This is a genomic window from Pseudomonas sp. LBUM1663 (assembly GCF_059695905.1).
On the sequence record NZ_CP166792.1, the window covers coordinates 6,480,117 to 6,498,686 of the forward strand.

Here is an 18,570-nt window from a genome sequence, read left to right on the forward strand (position 1 = left end):
TTTGAATACGGATACAGACTATGACTGAAGCTGCCCTCGCCCCGGAACCCCTGCACGCTCCGTCTGTTATTCGGTTGCTGCTGGGCAAGTTGGGCATTGCCTACGAAGAAGTGCTCGACCACCACGGCCTCAACGCCTCGCGCAAAGTGCAGGCCGTTCTGGTGGACGACGCGGTCGGCGCCCTGATGGTGCTGTTCCCGCAAAGCCAGTTGCTCGACCTCAATCGCCTCGCCGAACTGACCGGCCGCCGCCTCACCGCCGTGCCCACCGAACGCCTGGTGAAAATGCTTGGCAAGCACAGCTTGAGCCTGTTGCCCGGCCTGCCGGCGCTGACCAGTTCGCCGTGCCTGTACGAAGAATGCCTGCTGCGCGAACCGAAGTTGCTGATCAACTCGGGCGAACCGGGCCTGCTGCTGGAAATCACCAGCGAAGATTTCAAGACCATGCTGACCAAGGCCAGCGCCGCCAATTTCGGCGAGAACCTGACCAGCATCCGCCCCAACCTCGACCGCCCCGACGATGACCGCAAGGAAATCACCCAGGCCGTTCAAGTGTTCACCGCGCGACGCATCCAGCAACGCCTGGAAGAGACCATCGAGATTCCGCCGCTGGCCGAGACCGCGCAGAAAATCATCAAACTGCGCGTCGACCCCAACGCCACCATCGACGACATCACCGGCGTCGTCGAAACCGACCCGGCGCTGGCCGCACAAGTGGTGAGCTGGGCTGCGTCGCCGTACTACGCTTCGCCGGGCAAGATTCGTTCAGTAGAAGACGCGATTGTGCGAGTCCTGGGTTTCGACCTGGTGATCAACCTCGCGCTCGGCCTGGCCCTGGGCAAAACCCTGAGCCTGCCCAAAGACCACCCGCAACACGCCACGCCGTACTGGCAGCAATCGATCTACACCGCCGCCGTCATCGAAGGCCTGACCCGCGCCATGCCCCGCGCCCAGCGCCCGGAAGCCGGCCTGACCTACCTCGCCGGCCTGCTGCACAACTTCGGCTACCTGCTGCTGGCCCACGTCTTCCCGCCGCACTTCTCACTGATCTGCCGCCACCTGGAAGTCAACCAGCACCTGTGCCACAGCTACGTCGAGCAACACCTGCTCGGCATCAGCCGCGAACAGATCGGCTCATGGCTGATGCGCTACTGGGACATGCCCGAAGAACTGGCCACCGCCCTGCGCTTCCAGCACGACCCGCACTACGACGGCGACTACGCGGAATACCCGAACCTCGTGTGCCTGGCGGTGCGCATGCTACGCGGCCGCGGCATCGGCTCCGGCCCGGATGAAGACATACCGGATGCATTGTTGGAACGCGTAGGACTGACTCGCGAAAAAGCCAACGACGTTGTCAGCAAAGTCCTCGAAGCTGAAGTGCTGCTGCGCGAACTCGCCTCGCAATTCAGCCAGGCCTAAAGCACCACGGGCAAGCCCACCCCCACAGGATTTACGCAATCCCTGTGGGAGCGGGCTTGCCCGCGATAAATCCACCCCGATCCAACTGAATCACCCCAACCCCTGTGGCGAGGGGACTTGTCCCCGTTCGACTGCGCAGCAGTCGCAAACCCAGCCAACACGGTACGCCTGATACAACCCAGTCTCAGGTTTGAGGGCCGCTTCGCAGCCCAACGGGGGCAAGCCCCCTCGCCACAGGGTTAATCATCGACCTCAAGCCTTGGCTTTTGCCTTCGCCTTCCTAGGCTTCAAATACTTGGTCAACCCCTGAAACCAGATCACCAGAGCCGGGTTGCCCTTAATCTGAATCGACTTGTCCTGAATCCCCGTCATGAACGCCAACTGCTTGTTCTTCGCCTGCATCGTGGCAAAGCCATACGCCGCATCTTTAAAGGCAATCGCAAACGCCGGCTCGGCATACACGCCCGACTTGCTGGTAATGCGCTGATCCTTCACAAAGAAATGCCGCGCCACCTTCCCGTCCAGGGTCTGTAGCTGGAACACCAATTCCTTGTCACCCAACTGCTGCTGAAACGCAGGATTAGTCCGACTGGCCTTACCCATCAACAAACCCAGCATCCACAGAAGAAAACGAAATTTCATGCGCACAGCCTCAAGAGAAAAGTGAACGGCCGGCGCAGTGTAGCGGCTTCAAGCGAGAACGCCACTGTTGTGCAGCGATAGAAGAAGATGCCGTGGTTTTTGACGCTGATGACTACCAAGTCATTGACGAAACGCCTGTGTTTAAAAGCGAAGATCTTTTGAAGTTTCTACGTTCGACGCTATCGGAAGTTTCCTGCAACACGTGGCGCTGTTCGTGAACTAGGCAGCCCTGGGCTTCGCCGATAGTCTTTGTTCGTTACCGCAAAATCGGTGACACGGACGTGCAAGTCCGGTACATATCGCCGCACGGTCGCCAAACCGAACATCGAGCGTCTTTCTGCTCGTTGTAAATGCTTTATGGCGGCTGTGCGTGGGAGGTCCCTTTGGGGTCTGCCGGGGTCCGATATGCCCGGTCTTGCACACCTGCGCACGGCTGCCACCCTTATTCGAATGCAAGCGAAGAGGAGACAGCTACATCTAAACCACATATCGGAAATTACCAATGATCAAACCAACACCCAATCCACCACAAAACGAAGCCACATCCCCCTACGAATCCCTCGATTCGAAGAAACTCCACGAAGCCGCCGAACGCGCCCTCAACCACCATTTCGCCGCACCACCCGGCGACAAACCCAAGCCTCGCAAAGGCAACCTCTTCGCCGTCGCCCCCAACATCGACACCGAAGCCCTCCTGGCCAACGCCTCGGAAGACCTGCTGTCCATCAGCGCCATCGCCGCCAACCTGGCCGACGACGTAGACGGAGCACGACGCTCCTTAGCCTTGGCGCTAAGCAGATTGGCGGATGGGGTCCGGTTGTTGGTGGAGCGAGCGCTGGATCACATTGATTCGCCGAATCCGGCGGAGCACCGAGCGAAGGTGTAACGGAGCCACGGAATAAAAAAGGGGACGTTGAGTCCCCTTTCTCGATGATCTCGACTCACCACTGACAGCCTGTCTCAGGTGACGCCTCCATGCTGATATCTTGATCGAACGAATACTTCTTACCGGATTTGTAATTCGTGTAGTACATCGAGTTAACCCGAGCCCCCTGAGTTGCCCTTTCATACTCCCCCGTCACCACACCGTCAGAAACCTCCACCCAAGTCGTCGTGAACTGATACGGCCCGTCTTCCGTCATGATTTCTTCCTCAGTGTTCCGATAGACGAGAGGAATGGCCTTCTTCGACTTGCTATACCTAACCCCCGCGCCGCTCCATTTGGTGACCGAGTCGTAATAGGTTGTGAATTCGAAATTGATGTTTTTGCCTTCCAGAGAACGAAAACAAGAAACCTCAGTTGTGACCTCGCTGTGAGCCGCCATCGGATAGAGGAGTAGCAGGGCTACAAAGAACGAAGAAAAATATTTCAAACCGATCATTCCTTCAGCGGTTCATAGGTAACTGAAAGCGCATTCGCACAGCACAATAAGCAAGGTCTTCATGAAACAAACGGAAACTCATCTCGCACTGTCCATCCGCATATTGCTTCCAAACCGGATCGTCGAAGTCCCCCCCTCCCAGCAGATTGATGGAGGCCTTCAGACCGCTTTCGCGATCTTGCCCTGCCATCAGCGATGCAGCTTTGTAAAAGCCATCATTCGGCATACCTGTCTGTAGATAAATGAGCTCACCTAAGCGGGCAACTGGTTGCATGTGCCAAACAGGCAAGATTTTCGACAGACGATACAGCGACAATCCATTTTTTCATTTCTTAATCCTTCATCGTCCCATCTAAATAATCCGATCGCTCTAAGCTCATCCTGGCGATGCAATTATTGACAACAGTTATGTATGCAGGCTTACCTTCTTCTATTTCAAAAGCTTCCAATGGACAGTTGGTGTCTCTCAACTTAATCCATGCTAACTGCGATGCTTTTAATTTAGCCAAAAATTTATCTCCCAATGCCGGATCTACATCATATTGTGACTTAACCCTAGCAATAAGTTTTTTATAGGCCAAATTCAGTTTTAGGTCAGCTGACTCTTTGGCATATTTAACACATTCATCAACTTGCGCACTTACCGTTATATTTTTACAGTCCGGCTCGTCAGCTAAAGCGAAACGAGAAAAAAACAAACAAACGAGCAGAATTTTAATATTCATAACAGTTTCCTATCGGTTTTTTCTAAGATAATTTGCTCTTTGGCGACCTTGCTCATACATATTCATGCCTGGCGTGGTTTCAATATAATTAATTAAACCATCAACATCATCCAACATACCCGCACGCATCGGCTTCGGCCGCGAAGTAAAACCTTGGTATACAAAATCAACCAAAATATCCCGAACTATTTGGCTCAACGAATCCGATGGCAACCGATCCGCATTCGTAGCAGAGGAAAAGGGGACGGATTTATTTATTGGCGACCGCATCATCATAAATAAATCCGTCCCCTTTTCACCTCAAATCGGAGGGTTGAACTCACCCCCTCCCAACAGATTGATCGAGGCCGTCAAGCCGTTTTCGCGATCCTGCCCTGCCATCAGCGATGCCGCTTTGTAAAAGCCATCATTCGGCAGCCCTGTCTGTAGATAAATGAGCTCACCCAACCGGGCATTGGTTGCACGCGCCAAACACGCAAGCCTCTCGATGGGCGCCTCCGCTCCCGGCAAAGCGGACTGATAGATATCCTCACAATACGTTTCCTTGAAACGCACCCACTTTCTTTGCACATTGGTCAGTTGCTTCTTGTCTGCGGGAGACAAGCTGACCAGGACTTTCTTGTATTGGTCATTCAACACGGCATCGACTCTCTCGAGGCTTTGCTGACCGCAAATGATCAAATCGGGATTGGCGAAGCTGTCGGGTTTGCAGGTTTCCTGGGCTTTCGCCGAGATCATCGACGCCGCCCAAACGATGCCCGTCAACGCGATTACAAGCCTCTTAAGTGTTGTGCTCATTGCTGGGCCTCCACGCTACTGCGAAGCTCCATTTTTTTATTCGTCACAGCCGGCCCGCCCATTAGTCCACCGCTCCTTTACTGCGCTCAGCCACTCGATCAGGAATCTTCGATCCCTTGCCCGCGCCGGTCATCAACGAGGCATACCACTTGTAAGCCTGCGCCGCCCGCACTTTATCTTTCACGCCCCAGTAACTATCCGCGAGGTTCAGATAGGTCACTGTTCTGCCGGGGTTTCTGGCAATAACCGCGCTCAACAACACAATGGACTCATCGTAATAGCCGGACTCACCCAATAGAAAACCGACGTCGTTAGACCAGCCTGGCGATTGAGCGAAGTCATACTTCTGCGCGATGTAGCTGTACGGATAGCAATGGCCTTCGCCGCCATCCATCAAAAAATTCGCCATAACCCTCGAAACAGCCTCAGTCTCCCCTCTTCGATACAGCGCCAGCGCCTGGTCGAACTGGTACGCGATATCCGACATCATCAGTTTTTTGTAGCCCTCGGCGGGTCGCTTAACGTGAAGGTCATGCAACTGCTCAAACACCTTGCGCCCATCGAAAGACCTCAACGAGGCTTCACCGATCATGCTTATCGGTACTTCTTCAACACTGACTACCGAGCGATCACAGGACTCGTTGTTGGTTACCTGCGCCAGGCTCCTCAGCTCAAACTGTTTTGAGTTTTTGTTTTAGCGAAACACCAGATTGAAGTTGTAAACGCCGTTATCTTCTTCGTTACTGACAAGCACAAGCGCGTCCCCAGCTTCAGCGGAAGACTGCTTGACTGATACGGGCTCCCCTTGCAAATCGACAACCGTAAGCACGCCCGCCGGACTGTTGATCACGTTGACGCTGAAACCTTCACTCATGGCCGCTGAATATCGGCTTTTGATTAACGGTAAAGCGTTGGAAGTATCCAGCAAAATGTCGTCGCTGGCCCCTTGCTCAGGCGCGATCAGCAGGCGGCGATAAGCCTCATCGGTATCACCGGTCAGCACAAACACATTTTGACGTGATGCATCACTCATTAAATTGACCGGAATCTTCTTGATAACCTGCGGAGTAGCGAGCGCAGACGAAAGCGGCAGAGTGACATAGCACGCTAACGCGCTAACAAAGCACAAGAAAAAGCGAGTCACTGTCTTCAATCCTCAATTTAATCGGGTGAAATACCAGGGATAAAACAACAGCATGAGGTGAAAAGAGCAAAGATTTATTTATCGATAGCTAACTACCTCATAAATAAATCTGTCCCTTTTACGATACTTTTACGAAATTAGCGCGATATAAAATCGCGTTGAGTAAAGGAAAGGGGGTGAATTTATTTTTGCTGAACATCACTCACCAAAAAAAATAGGCGCCCCTTTTCTATCTAATATCAAGGTTATTTCAACAAAGCTTTCAAACCTTCATGATCATAGCGTGTAAACGCTTTTTCAATTCCCTTCGCCGCCACTTCTAAATACTGAGGAGACTTCAAATCACTCACCTTATATACAGAAAATATTGTGCCAGAGTTGAACTGATGACGGATGCTGCCTTGCGTAATAGCAACTGATGGAGATTTAGACACCAAATCGTCCTGAGATTTATAGGTTCTCACCAAATGGATGTCCTTGTACTGAGCCTCATCCACATTCAAAGCCACCGCTGGAGTCTTAGTCAAAGACTCTATTGAAACTTTTCCCGCAGCATTCTTCCACTCGTCAGAGAACTCATAAATCGACTCCTCATAATCCTCGACGAGCGGTCTGTTAAGGTCACAAACAGCTTTGTTGATGAGAACACCGTTTCTGTCATTACGAATATTTGCATATATGCAATCGACAACGACATTGTCTCCTTGCCTACTCAGTGTAAAGTACGCTTCAAACGGGGTGCTTGACGCCAGGTTTTCATAGTGCAAAGCTTTAGCGCCATTAAAGTCAACGAAGTCCCTGGTAACTTCTCCTTTATCACCAATGACACCTTCAATAGTTTTGCTTCCGCCCGACCAGCTAACTTTCAGGCTCTGAGTCGCTTTATCTACTTCATAAACATCGCCCGCAGGGACTTTTGCTTTTTCAGCAGCAGATACGGTAAACGAGAGACCAATGAACAACAACGCAAACAGGTTTTTCTTTTTCATTCTTATCGAGTCTCCGGCGCTACGGATGTAGCTCTCAAAATAGCTTCAAATTTAGTGGCATAACTCGCGATCAGAACTTTCTGATCAGAACCGTTGATAACTTTACGAGCGCCTTGATAATCTTTGGTGGTGTTATTTACATAGGTGCCCAATTTTTGATTGGTAAAAATGCCCTCTTTCATGCCCCAAATCATAATGGGTACTGAATTTTTAAACCCAGCGGCCTCTTCAGGACTTCCAACAAAATCTATCCCGAAATAATCTTTGGCTTTCTGATAGTTGTTTTTCCATGTCAAATGCACCAAGCCACGTCCGCGGTATTTAAAACCGTCACCCTGGACGGTGTTTCCATTACCTATCGCTCTCTCCCTATGCGCAGCACTAGTTGCAAGAACGGGATCATATTTGTCGAAATAACTAACCGGCCCGATCTCCGGGGCAGCGCTAAAGTACTCGGCAATAGTGTAGTTATATGCTTCATGCCTAGCCGTTGCGAACATATATGACAATTCATATATCGTCAGCATTTCTCTATTTTTATCAACGTATATATTTATATTTTTTACAATTTCCCTGAGATTATCCTTCGATTTTGCTGAAAGTGCGGGAGATTCAGCTTGGAAAGACGCGTGCTGTTCGGCATACATTGCAACGAATCGCTCTACATCGATGTATACGGATTGACTCATGAAATTATCAAGCAACGCTATCGGATGAAAATGCCAAATCAAGCTAGAACTGATAGCCGCCTTTCCCGCGAGCTCATCCCAAAAAACATACTTGGTAATACGCTCTTTTTCGTGCTTCAACGTCTTCGGGGAGGTTTCCAATAGCTGATCCAGCTTGCTCCACTTTGCAGAGTCCGCTTTGTCCTTCCACTCGGTCGGATGATGAGCGATCAGCTTCGACCACCGTGAACGCGTTTCAGCATTTTTTAACGCATTCGCGAGCTCCGCCGAATCGACTTGACCGTCGTGGTTTGTGTCAATTTTGGCGAACAAATCTTTGAAGAACTGCGGCATGTCTTCGGGATCAAGGAAACCATCCGCCGTAGCGTTTGTTTCTTCAACAATCTGGAACCCCAGTTTTTCCCAGTCGTGCTGGGTGATGATTTTCGCCCCTGCTTTTTTTACCAGTCCGCTGACGGGTTGACCGTCGTCGGTGATGCTAACGCTGTACCAGTCTTCTGTACCGACCTTGATCACTTGGGCCTTCCCTAGGTCGACGGCGTGGTCAAGCTTTAGCGGAGTCGTGCCGGTCGCCGGGGCTACTTTCTTGAGCTCTGTTCCGGTCGGCAATTGAAGGTACTGCTTACCTGTTTTAAGGCCAGCGAGGTTTTTGAGGAAATCTTTCACTTCCGACTCGGCGGTGAATATTTCGACGTGAACCTGAAACTTGCTGTCCGACGCTCCTTGCTCGCTAGTGAGATTATCCGTCTGCCCCAGGTATCCAATCGGATCGCCAGCCTTGATGCCGGTACTGGTTGATACAACGCTATCAAAGTCCGTAGGAGTCACCGTCTCCCACTGCACATACTGACTTGCTGGATCGTTTTCGACGGTCGTCCAGAATGTCGGCGGTGCATTCCCCGTTGGCTGCCACACTCCGCCAGACACAAGTTTGCATGAGCCCATGCGCCGCAATTTGTTGCCAACCACAAGGTTAACAACTTCCTTGCTATCAAACTCGATAACACTATTGACGGCCAACTCCAGGCCACCATCGACGGGCGCACCGGCAGGTTGCCCGTTTGTTGGATTCGCCGGATTCTGATGCAGTGGCAGACGTTTAGACGCCCTAGCTTTAACCTTTCCTTGCCAGTAATTTGGCCTTGCTCGTTCTGGTATGGCGTCTGCCGTCCAAATACGATGATGCTGGGTGTTTTTGTATGGCTCGCCATCCTTCAAATAAGCGAACCAAATTTCAGCACCTACGTCGCGAACTTTGTGCGAACCAGCCTTCACGCTGCCGGAAAGAATTTTGCCTTTGGCGTAGGTGAGGTTGTTGATGTCCTTCTGCTCAAGAACTTCAAGCTTGGTGCCGTTAGTCAGTTTACCGGGAGAGGTTATGTCACTTGACAAGGGCGCCTCGTCATAAGCCTTGAAGTCCCCGACCTTCATGGTCACCTTCGGTTTTGGCGTTTCATCCGGGGATAGCGGATAGCGCTTATAAGGTAGCAAATGCATATACAGACTGTAGAAATTCAGCTTGTTTTGCTTGCCTTTACTCGGCCCTTCTTCCGGGTTTGGCGCCGACTTGTATTCATGGCGCACTAGGCAGAAGGAGTTGGAGTACTTCAGTTTTTTCTCGTTGTCTCCGAAGGTCGATTCCAGATAATCCTCATTAAGGCGATAAGCAACGACTTCGCCATCGGCCATGCAGCGTATCGGCTCATTCAGGACACATTGTGGGGCACTTGCATCGCTGATGTGGATGCCTCCATGCCAAAACTTATTGCTACCCAACAGGTAATGGCCTGATTTTTCATTTTCGAGAGTTTTGTACACATCTTCTGCATCGGTGAACTGTTTACCGTCAGCCTTACGGAACGGATATTGGAAGCTCATAACAGGTGCTGGACCTGCCGATGCAGGAGCAGGTGTCGGTGCGGGAGCGGCCGCTGGTGCCGCACCCGACCTATATTGCTCTTTTGCTCTCAAGAACTTTGTCGGTACAGGCCAGTAATACGCCGGAGGGTTATTACCGAAAAAAGCCTCCGAAGGCCCGTTCGTGGTTTGAGCACCAAAGATTTTGCCGCCGCTAGAAGCCGGGTTGAAATCCATGACGATACCGGTATGAAACAAACGACGGGAGCCTCCGGTAAGGGGAAGAATATCGATCCAAAGGGCGATATCGCCCTTCTTGACCTCTGCTGGAGCCACCTCCGTGTAATAACCGGAGACATTCATCGTTCTCGTCTCCTCATACGGAATTTGGTACCCCGCTCCAGTGAGCAACAGGTTCACCATATGAGAACAATCGATCAGCTTTTTCCCCGCGGCGTTTGTTTGCTGGCCATCACCACCCATCAGGTATACGTAATCACCGCCGGTGTACTGGTTTCTTAAATCAAGTGGTTCGGTCATTTCTGCTTCCTGCAAATTAATAGCAATAGCTGGCTTTGGTAGCATCAGCGTTTTGCGTATTCAAACGTTTCATGTTTCTGATGGCGGTGTCGTTACCCTGATCGGCAGCTAGGCGATAGCACGCCAGAGCTCTCGACATATCTTTAGTAACAAGCCTTCCTTCTTCAAAGGAGTAACCCAAGTAATTCATTGCGCTCGCAGAGCCCATTGAGGCAGCGCGAATGAGCTCCTTTTCAGATTGTTCGGGATGCAGGCAAGGGCCTTCAGCCGCAGGGTTGTTTCCGTAACAATAAAACGTGGATAGTGAGGCAGCCCCATCAGCGAGAGTGGTCGCAGCCGCTTTAAAAAGCGCCTCAACCTTCTCCGTCTCCAACTGCGGGGCCATCCCCGAAAGACTCAAACTGGCAGCATTCAAGCTGGCTTGAGGATCCCCTGAAGCCGCCGCACACAGATAGTTTTCCAGCGAGGCCTCAAAAAATTCGCCCGTCAACCGGTATAGCTCCAGCCCCCCCAGTCCCCCGAAGACTTCCGCGCGCTGAAAGCAGAAATTCTCCGCCTCGCTCATGCTCGGCTTACTCGCCACACCCAGGTCTTTCTCACTGATCGACCAGTCTTCAACACCCTCAAGCACCCAACATGCCTGACGAGAAAAATTCAAGATCTTGATGTTGCTGTTACCCGCTCGCTTATCCACGACGTTGAAGTGACTGTCGTCGACCGCTTCGACTTCGACACCTTTTGTCTTATCTGTGGCTATGGGTGCGATCAGTGGAAATGCCAATGTGGAGCTGTTGACTCCCGTCGTTTGCGGCTCAAAATTACCGCTCTCCCCCGCGGGCTTTAAAACAAGCAACTTCACTGTCATGGCAGTCAGGCGCTGCTGCGTTTCTGCATTCGCAGAGAACGCCGGAAGGAACTGAGCAAAGCCCTCGGATGGGCACTCATCCGCATAAACGCTGCCATGAAACAGGTACAGCAGTGACGCGGCGAAAACCGCTACCGCGAAGCCATTGCTCTTCTTCAAAACACCATTCATGTCGATCACTCAGAAAACACAAAAAAAGCCTTCGGTTTAACCTTCTCAGGCGGAGCATTCCCCAACGCCTGATCCATCAAACTCCCCGCCTTATCCTTATCCGCAGCCCCCGGCAGAACCGGCGGCTTGATGCCAATCCCAGTCCCCGACCCCGCCGATCCACCCGCATTAATCTTCACCACCGGCCCAACAACCGTCACCCCACCGGCATCCAGTTTGATAAAGCTCCCGCCCCCCAAAATGGTGAGTTCGCTGCCAGCCTCGATAACAATCTTCGCCCCAGCCTTCAGATGAATCTCTTTCCCGACACTCGTCAGCTGCGCAGTCCCCAGCTTCACATGCTGGTTCTGCCCAATCGTCAGGTGATCATCCAGCCGCGTTTCAACCTTACGATCAGCAATCGTCGTGCGATGTTCTTCAGCCTTGAGCTCGGTGTAGGTGTTCTTGACGACCGTATCGTGGCGTTCATTGCCCACACGAATCTTCTGATCATGCTCAATGTTTTCATCCCAATCCCGCTGGGCATGGATGAAGATTTGCTCCGCTCCCTTCTTGTCCTCAATCCGCAGTTCATTAAACCCGCCGCCCCCCGGTGAGCTGAGGGTTTTGAATACGGTGCGGGTTTTATTAGCCGGCAGCTCGTAGGGAACCTGGTTTTCCTTGTGGTACAGGCACCCCGTCACCAACGGCTGATCAGGATCCCCTTCAAGGAACGTCACCAGCACTTCCATCCCAATCCTCGGAATGACAATCGCGCCATACCGATCCCCAGCCCAACTCGAAGACACGCGCATCCAGCAACTGGTTTTGTCATCCGCCAACCCTTCGCGGTCCCAGTGGAATTGCACTTTGATGCGGCCGTATTGGTCGCAGTGGATTTCTTCGCCTTTGGGGCCGGTGACCATGGCGGTCTGGCTGCCGAGGACGCGGGGTTTGGGATGTTCCAGCGCCGGACGGTAGAACACGGTCCATGGGGTGGCGAGGAAGCGGTTGCGGTAGCCCTGGTGGAAGTCGTCTTTGTTGTCGGTGGTGTCGCTGGTCACGGACTCTTCGAGGACTTGCGGTTGTTTGCCTTCGTGGACGATTTCGGTGAGCAGCCAGAGGTCGTTCCACTCGGTGCGCGGGTGGTCGGACATTTCCAGGAAGTGGCCGCTGATGAGCCTGGTCTGGTCGCCGTGGCCTTCTGCTTGCTGATAGTCGGCGCGGTGGCGTTCGAGGGCGCGTTGGCTGAGGAATTTGCCGCGCGCGCGGTCGAGGAAACGGCCGGGGTAGTCGTAATCTTCCAGATCCGGTTCGGTGCTTTCGCCGTCGGGTTTGTAGGCGGCTTCAAGTTGCAGGCGCGGTTTTTCGAAGTCGTAGTCGCGGCGGGTGACGCGGCCGGTGCGGGTTTCGAGGCGCAGTTTGAAGCCTTTGATGACGGGCTCGTCGGCGACCATGCCGCTGCCTTGCACGTAGGCCGTTGGCTGCCCGAGTTTCGGGAACACGGTCTGGTCGTCACCGAACACCAGCAGATGACCCTTCTCGCTGTGTTGGAAGTGGTAGTGAATGCCTTCCTCTTCGCACAGGCGTTGGACGAAGTGCAGGTCGGTTTCGTCGTATTGCACGCAGTAGTCGCGGTCCGGGCAGGGCTGGCTGAGCTGGAAGCAGTAGGCGTTGCCCTTGATGCCGTGCTCGTCGAGGATCAGCGCGATGATTTTCGGCGCGGACATCTGCTGGTAGATGCGCTGGTTGGTGCGGTGATGCAGGTATTGCAGTTGCGGCACCAGGGAGACCTTATAGCGGGTCAGGCGCTTGCCGGCATCGCCTTGGGCGACGCGGTAGATCTGGCCGTGGATGCCTGAGCCCTGCGGATCGAACGCTAGGAACGCCTGTTTGTGCAGGAGTTTTTCCAGGTCCAGATCGGGGTTTTCGCTGACCAGTTCCAGGTCGAAGCGATACGGCTGGCTGATGCCTTCGGTGCCGGTGAACGACAGCACTTGCAGGTCGCCCACGTAGTCTTCGACGGTCAGGCTGAAGTGGGTTTCGTTAGCGGAGTTGAACATTGCTTGCTCCCTGTTCGGTAGTCATCCGTTACGCCCGCAGTCGCAGGCGTTGCAGCAAAGACGAAGTGGCGCCCAAGGCGTCACGCAATTGTGCGGCGGTGATGGTGCGCTTGGCCGCATCGAAAGCCAGCGCCGTTCGCAGGGCTGGCCAGCAGTGTTTCGGTAGATTCCGTGGAGCGTGCAGCTCGCGGTCGAGTTGGCCATCGCGGGCCTCGATCGACGACAAGCGGCGGAACGGGTGTTTGCCGCCCGCCAGTTCGTAGAGCACGCAGGCAACACCGTACACATCGGCGCTGGCCGACAGCGGTTGGCCTTCGAGCAGTTCCGGGGCGGCGTAGCCCGGGGTCCAGGCGTTGAAGCGGTCGCGGCTCAGGTGTGGCAGGCCGGGCAAGATGCCCTCCTCTGCCTGGCCGAGACCGAAGTCGAACAGGCGCACGCCTTCTTCGCTGAGCATCACGTTGCTTGGTTTCATGTCACCGTGCAGCACGCCGCGAGCGTGGGCGTAGGCCAGCGCGTCGAGCAGCGGCAGCGCGATGTCGCGCAGTTCTTTCCACGGCAGGCCCAAGGGGCGCTCGCAGAGCAGTTTGTCCAGGGTCAGCCCACGCATGAGTTCCATGGTGATGAAGGCGCGCTGGCAATCGGTGTCCACTTCAAAGCTGTGCAAGCGCAGCACGTTGTCGTGGCGCAGGCGCCGGATCAGGGCGAACTCGCTGTAGAGCAAGGCGCTGGCGTCCGGCGATTCGGCAAATTCTTCGCTGAGAATTTTCAGCGCGATGTAAGGGTCGGGATCGCCGAACTGTTCGCTCAGCAAGTCCCGTGCGCGGTAAACCGCGCCCATGCCGCCGGCACCGAGCAGACGCTCGATGCGGTAACGGCCTGCGAGCACGTCGGGCATTTCGCCGACGCTGGCCTTGGTTGGCGCCAGCGCGGGCTCGGCCTTGTGAGATTTGGCGAACGCAAAGTAAGTCAGGTTATTGGCTTCCTCGTCGGTCACCAGCAGGTCGTCGAGCGGCGGCATGAGTTGGGTCATTGTCGGATCACCACGGCAGTCAGGTTGTCCCGGGCCGAGCCACGCAGGGCGCCGTCGAACAGACGCTCCAGCGCAACGTGCGGCGCGGTCAGGCTCAGGGCATTGCCCAAGGCATCGCTGCTGAGCCCTTGGTACAAACCGTCGCTGCACAACAGAAACGTATCGCCGGGGTAAACCTCGAGCTCGAGCACGTCCAGCGTCAGCACATCAGCAGCGCCGACCGCACGGGTCAGGGCATGGGCCGACGGATGCGCACGGGCGTCTTCGACGCTCATGTTTTGCTCGTCGATCAGTTGCTGTTGCAGCGAATGGTCCTTGGACAGCTGATACAAACGCTGGCCACGCCACAGGTAGCAACGGCTGTCGCCGGCCCAGATGCAGGCCGCGCGATTGCCGTCCACCAGCAGTGCCACCACGGTGCTGCCCATGATGCTGTCATGGCGCCCGGCGGTGACGGTCAACTCCTGACCCAGGCGGCGATTCAACCAGTGCAGGCACTGGCGAATGCCTTTGAGTCGTTCGTCGAAGTCGTCCTGCACCGGCAATTCCGCCAGGCTGGCGACGATCAACTGGCTGGCGATATCGCCACCCTGATGACCGCCCATGCCGTCCGCGACCACCCACAGCCCCTGCTGTGGACAGTCGAGGAAAGCATCTTCGTTGCGCGCCCGAACCTTGCCGGCGTCGGTACGCGCAGCGCTGCGCCAGGGACTGGCAACCAGCATCAGAGCTGCACCGGCATACGGAAGGTGCGCAGCACGCCCATGTCGAATGGGTTCGGCGTGCGCTGGCTGCTGAGCAGGTAATTGGCGCGCAGGCCACCCACGTCAGCTTTCAGCACCAGCACGTCGCGACCGCTGAGGTATTCGGTCTGCATCAGATCGAACAGACGGAACAGCGACCATGGGCCGGTGTTCTTCTCGATACCGATCGGGCGGCCGGCCATTTTGTCGAGGACCAGGCTGGTGCGACCGTCTTCAGCGTCGGTCGGCCATTTGAACGACACCGGCACGATCGGGCCGTGGCGGTATTCGATGGTCTTGTCGCCAAACTTGAACTCGGAACGGCTGACGGCCGGGTCGAGGGTGTACGGCTCCAGTTTGAACTGCACTTGCGGCTCGGCCGGGTTGACCGAGAAGAAGCTCTGGCGGATCACTTGGGCCGCGGCCATCTGGTCGAGGTAGACCTTGGAGATCGGCATGCTGTGACCGTCGATGGTGCGCAGGCGGTAGTTGCCTGGATCGCCACTGACGAACGGACGCATGTAGGTCTCGAAGAAGCGATCGTTGATGCCCTGCGCCTTGAAGAACTCGCGGAAGTCGCTGATCGCTACGTCGCTGGTGCTGTGGGCGCTGAACGGATAACGCTTGTTGATCGCCTTGCCGTAGAAGCTGTACAGCTCGCTCTGATAACGCTGGTTCAGGTACTGGTAGGAATCGTTCAGCACCAGACGCCAGGTGTCTTCAGCCAGGACGTTGAACCACACGCTGACCGGACGCGGCAGACGGTTCGAGGCATTGCGCAGGGCGCTCAGCGCATCACGCTGGCCACTCATGCGGGTCTTGGCCATTTCGAACGCGGCCTGATCCGGGGAACTGGCACGCGCCAGGCTCGCCAGTTGCAGTTGCAGGTCGTTGAGCGCCGCGAGTGCCGGGGTCAAATCAGCGGCCGGGCCGTTGTTGTCATCCAGCAGACGGTGCAGCGGTTCAAAGCGACGTTGCAGGGATTTCTTCGCGGTGTCCGGCAGGTTTTTCATCGCGGTCATGTCCGCGGCCTGGTCTGCTGCGGCAGACGCGAGTTTGCCCAGCTTGCCCAACTTGCCCTTCTGCTCTCCCAGCGCTGCAGCGGCATCAGCCGCTTGATCAACCGGTTCGGCGTCTGCCGGGAAACGGGTGTTCTCGCGCACTTCCACCAGCAGTTGCAGCACCGGGGAGTTAGCAGAAGTCAGGCCCGCCAGTTGCTCGGCGCCCTCGCCCGCATCGTTGATCGGTGGCAAGGCCACCTGGCCAACCGCTTCACTCCAGAAGTTGGCGTAGTCGCGGAAGTACAGTTGCTCCAGTTCGACCATCAGGCGACGCAAGTCCATGCCGCTGATGCCCGAGCCTTCGCCCAGCACCCAGTTGTCACGCAGGATGTCGGTGACCAGCGCAGAACCCTGAACCGAGAAGTACTGCTGATAACCCTGCTGGGTGTAGAACCCCGGGATCACGTAGTCGGTGCCGACAAACAGTGAAGCCTGCGGGCCCATGTGTTGGCTCAAACGGTATTCCGGCAGGTTGCGGGCCTGCTCGCGCAGCATCCGGTAAACCACGTTGGCCAGCGACTCGCTGCGCAGCACCTGACGCGCCTGCGCCACCAGTTGATCGTTCAGCGGGTAGATAAACGGCTGCTTGAGCAAACGCTCGAAGTGCGTGTTCAAACCGTTCTGCACCGCGGTGTTGCCGGCGTAGCGCTGGGACCACTCGGTGGCGACCCAATCCTTGAGCCACGGCCCGTCGCGACGATCCTTCATGTTCAACATCAGGTACGCGCGCAGGCTGTTGAGCAGACGTTCGCGGTCTTTCATGTTGGCGCGGATCTGCCCTTCCAGCAGCGTCGCGACCTTCGGCAGCAATTGCGCTTCGAGCTCACGCTCGTACGCGTCCTTGACCACCGGGTTGACCTCTTCACCTTGGAACAGGCCGCCACGTTCGTGGTACGACACGTCACCTTTTTTCGGGAAGACCTGAGTCGCCGCGTAGCTGGTGTCGAGGGTCTTGAGCACCGCCATGGAATCATCACGCGCGGTCAGGGCCGAGCGCTGCTGCGTCCAGTTGGTGGCCAGGTTGCGCAGGTTTTCCAGACGCTCGTAGTTGGCGGAGAACCCGCCCGCCCACAGCATGCCGAACAGCGCCAGTGCCGCCAATGCGCCGACGTACAGCGCACGTTGGCCCCAATGGATGCGGCTGCGTTCGCGCTTGTCCAGACCGGCCAGATCGGCCTCGGGGAAAATCACCCGGCTGAGCAAATGGTGAATGAACCGCGAACGGCCACTGCGCAAGGTCGGCAGCATGCCGGCGCTCATGCCCAGACTGGCGCCGATGCCGGCGGTGGTCTGGTCCATCTCTTGGGTCAGGTGCGGTGCGCTGGTCAGGTAAAAACCGCGCAACTGGCTGACACGCTGGTAGCGGTTGCCGGTGAACGCCATGTCGACAAACAGGCACAGGCGCTCGCCGATCTGCCCCAGTTGATGCGGGAAGTCGAGAATGCGGCCACGGCGCTGGGTGTCGCGCTCCTGGTGCATGCGCATGATCACTTGGCTGTTCAGGCGACGCAGCAGCTCTTCAAACTCGGCGCGCAGGACGGCGACGTCGGTGCCGCTCTGCTCCTTGCGGAAGCTGGTGCCGAGCACCTGATCGCTTTCTTCGCGGGTCAGTTGATCGAAGAACTCGTCGAAACCGAGCAGCTTGTCGGCCTTGCTCAGCACCAGGTAAACCGGCACATCGACGTGCAGTTTCTGATGCACGTCTTGCAGACGCGCACGCACCTGACGAGCCAGGGTGTCGAGGTCTTGCTCGGTGTTGCCCAGCAGCAATTCAACCGGGATGGTCACCAGCACGCCGTTCAACGGACGGTTGCGGCGACGCTTGCGCAGCAGGTCGAGCAAGGTGCTCCAGGCACTCCCGTCGACTTCGGCATCCGGCTGGGTCAGGTAACGCCCGGCGGTGTCGATCAGCACACCGTGGTCGGCGAAATACCAGTCGCAATGACGGGTGCCGAGGGTATCGCGGGTCAGTTTGCGGTCGATCTTGTTGATCGGAAACTCAAGGCCCGAGAAGTCCAGCAAACTGGTCTTGCCGCTGCCCTGCGGACCGATCAGCAAGTACCACGGCAAATCACTGCGCCAGCGCTCGCTGCGACCGCGATACAGGCTCGAAGTCTTCAGGGTTTTCAACGCATCCTTGAAGCGCACGCGAAGCTCTTTTTGTTCTTCGTCGATCAGCTCTTCACGGCGGATACGGTCCTGGCCGTCTTCGCTGTCTTCGACGGCTTTTTTACGCACGCCAGCGCGCCAGCTGACGAAGACCATGGTCAGGCCCCAGATCAGGAACAGCACACTGATGGTCAGCAGGCGGGAGGTCGAACCTTCCCAGAACTTGTAGTCATCAACGGCCAGCAGCGGCCCGACAAACCACACCAGCAGCGCGACAAACAGCACCACCAGCAAGGTCCAGACCCAGGTCTTGCGCAAGAATGCGCCGACTTTCTTGAAAAACTTTTTCATCACACGTCCCT

At 55.7% G+C, this 18,570-nt stretch carries 16 protein-coding genes; 2 read left to right on the plus strand and 14 right to left on the minus strand.

What is annotated here, in order from left to right; all coding sequences use genetic code 11:
- Nucleotides 1–20: 20 nt before the first annotated feature.
- Nucleotides 21–1,421 carry an aminoacyl-tRNA deacylase and HDOD domain-containing protein gene (locus ACA075_RS29760; protein ID WP_497296658.1) on the plus strand — a complete coding sequence of 467 codons (1,401 nt, stop codon included), beginning with the start codon at nucleotides 21–23 and terminating at the stop codon, nucleotides 1,419–1,421.
- A gap of 252 nt (nucleotides 1,422–1,673) precedes the next feature.
- Here ACA075_RS29760 and ACA075_RS29765 read toward each other — a convergent pair whose 3' ends face one another.
- The gene (locus tag ACA075_RS29765; RefSeq protein ID WP_008150118.1) at nucleotides 1,674–2,063 is read right to left on the minus strand and encodes a hypothetical protein; all 390 of its coding nucleotides are present in this window, start codon (nucleotides 2,061–2,063) and stop codon (nucleotides 1,674–1,676) included.
- A gap of 502 nt (nucleotides 2,064–2,565) precedes the next feature.
- Here ACA075_RS29765 and ACA075_RS29770 point away from each other — a divergent pair.
- Nucleotides 2,566–2,949 (plus strand): DUF6124 family protein, encoded by a 384-nt coding sequence (locus ACA075_RS29770; RefSeq protein ID WP_497296660.1) that lies wholly within the window; start codon nucleotides 2,566–2,568, stop codon nucleotides 2,947–2,949.
- A 55-nt stretch (nucleotides 2,950–3,004) separates the two neighbouring features.
- Here the strand turns inward: ACA075_RS29770 and ACA075_RS29775 are convergent, their stop codons facing one another.
- From ACA075_RS29775 to tssM, 13 genes are all read right to left on the minus strand, one after another.
- Nucleotides 3,005–3,436 (minus strand): hypothetical protein, encoded by a 432-nt coding sequence (locus ACA075_RS29775; RefSeq protein ID WP_497296661.1) that lies wholly within the window; start codon nucleotides 3,434–3,436, stop codon nucleotides 3,005–3,007.
- 13 nt (nucleotides 3,437–3,449) lie between these two features.
- On the minus strand, nucleotides 3,450–3,761 hold the full coding sequence (locus ACA075_RS29780) for a hypothetical protein (protein ID WP_497296662.1): 312 nt from the start codon (nucleotides 3,759–3,761) through the stop codon (nucleotides 3,450–3,452).
- A 16-nt stretch (nucleotides 3,762–3,777) separates the two neighbouring features.
- Nucleotides 3,778–4,170 (minus strand): lysozyme inhibitor LprI family protein, encoded by a 393-nt coding sequence (locus ACA075_RS29785; RefSeq protein WP_497296663.1) that lies wholly within the window; start codon nucleotides 4,168–4,170, stop codon nucleotides 3,778–3,780.
- Between the two features lie 300 nt (nucleotides 4,171–4,470).
- Nucleotides 4,471–4,968, minus strand: coding sequence for a lysozyme inhibitor LprI family protein (locus ACA075_RS29790; protein WP_497296664.1), 498 nt, complete (start codon nucleotides 4,966–4,968; stop codon nucleotides 4,471–4,473).
- A gap of 61 nt (nucleotides 4,969–5,029) precedes the next feature.
- Nucleotides 5,030–5,560: a tetratricopeptide repeat protein gene (locus ACA075_RS29795; protein WP_497296665.1), complete on the minus strand. Its 531-nt coding sequence runs from the start codon at nucleotides 5,558–5,560 to the stop codon at nucleotides 5,030–5,032.
- 102 nt (nucleotides 5,561–5,662) lie between these two features.
- Nucleotides 5,663–6,112: a hypothetical protein gene (locus tag ACA075_RS29800; protein WP_497296666.1), complete on the minus strand. Its 450-nt coding sequence runs from the start codon at nucleotides 6,110–6,112 to the stop codon at nucleotides 5,663–5,665.
- A 245-nt stretch (nucleotides 6,113–6,357) separates the two neighbouring features.
- On the minus strand, nucleotides 6,358–7,101 hold the full coding sequence (locus ACA075_RS29805; RefSeq protein ID WP_497296667.1) for a hypothetical protein: 744 nt from the start codon (nucleotides 7,099–7,101) through the stop codon (nucleotides 6,358–6,360).
- Between the two features lie 2 nt (nucleotides 7,102–7,103).
- Entirely contained in the window at nucleotides 7,104–10,187 is a 3,084-nt protein-coding gene (locus tag ACA075_RS29810; protein ID WP_497296669.1) for a hypothetical protein, read from the minus strand.
- A gap of 16 nt (nucleotides 10,188–10,203) precedes the next feature.
- Entirely contained in the window at nucleotides 10,204–11,223 is a 1,020-nt protein-coding gene (locus tag ACA075_RS29815; RefSeq protein ID WP_497296670.1) for a tetratricopeptide repeat protein, read from the minus strand.
- Between the two features lie 5 nt (nucleotides 11,224–11,228).
- Nucleotides 11,229–13,265: a type VI secretion system Vgr family protein gene (locus ACA075_RS29820; protein WP_497296671.1), complete on the minus strand. Its 2,037-nt coding sequence runs from the start codon at nucleotides 13,263–13,265 to the stop codon at nucleotides 11,229–11,231.
- 28 nt (nucleotides 13,266–13,293) lie between these two features.
- A complete protein-coding gene (locus tag ACA075_RS29825; protein WP_497296672.1) occupies nucleotides 13,294–14,295 on the minus strand; it encodes a serine/threonine-protein kinase in 1,002 nt (333 codons plus the stop codon).
- Nucleotides 14,292–15,020: a PP2C family protein-serine/threonine phosphatase gene (locus ACA075_RS29830; protein WP_497296673.1), complete on the minus strand. Its 729-nt coding sequence runs from the start codon at nucleotides 15,018–15,020 to the stop codon at nucleotides 14,292–14,294. The genes ACA075_RS29825 and ACA075_RS29830 overlap by 4 nt, the downstream gene beginning before the upstream one ends.
- Complete coding sequence (gene tssM / locus ACA075_RS29835; RefSeq protein ID WP_497296674.1) at nucleotides 15,020–18,559, minus strand: type VI secretion system membrane subunit TssM; 3,540 nt, start codon at nucleotides 18,557–18,559, stop codon at nucleotides 15,020–15,022. Before tssM ends, ACA075_RS29830 begins: the two co-directional genes overlap by 1 nt.
- Nucleotides 18,560–18,570 lie beyond the last annotated feature (11 nt).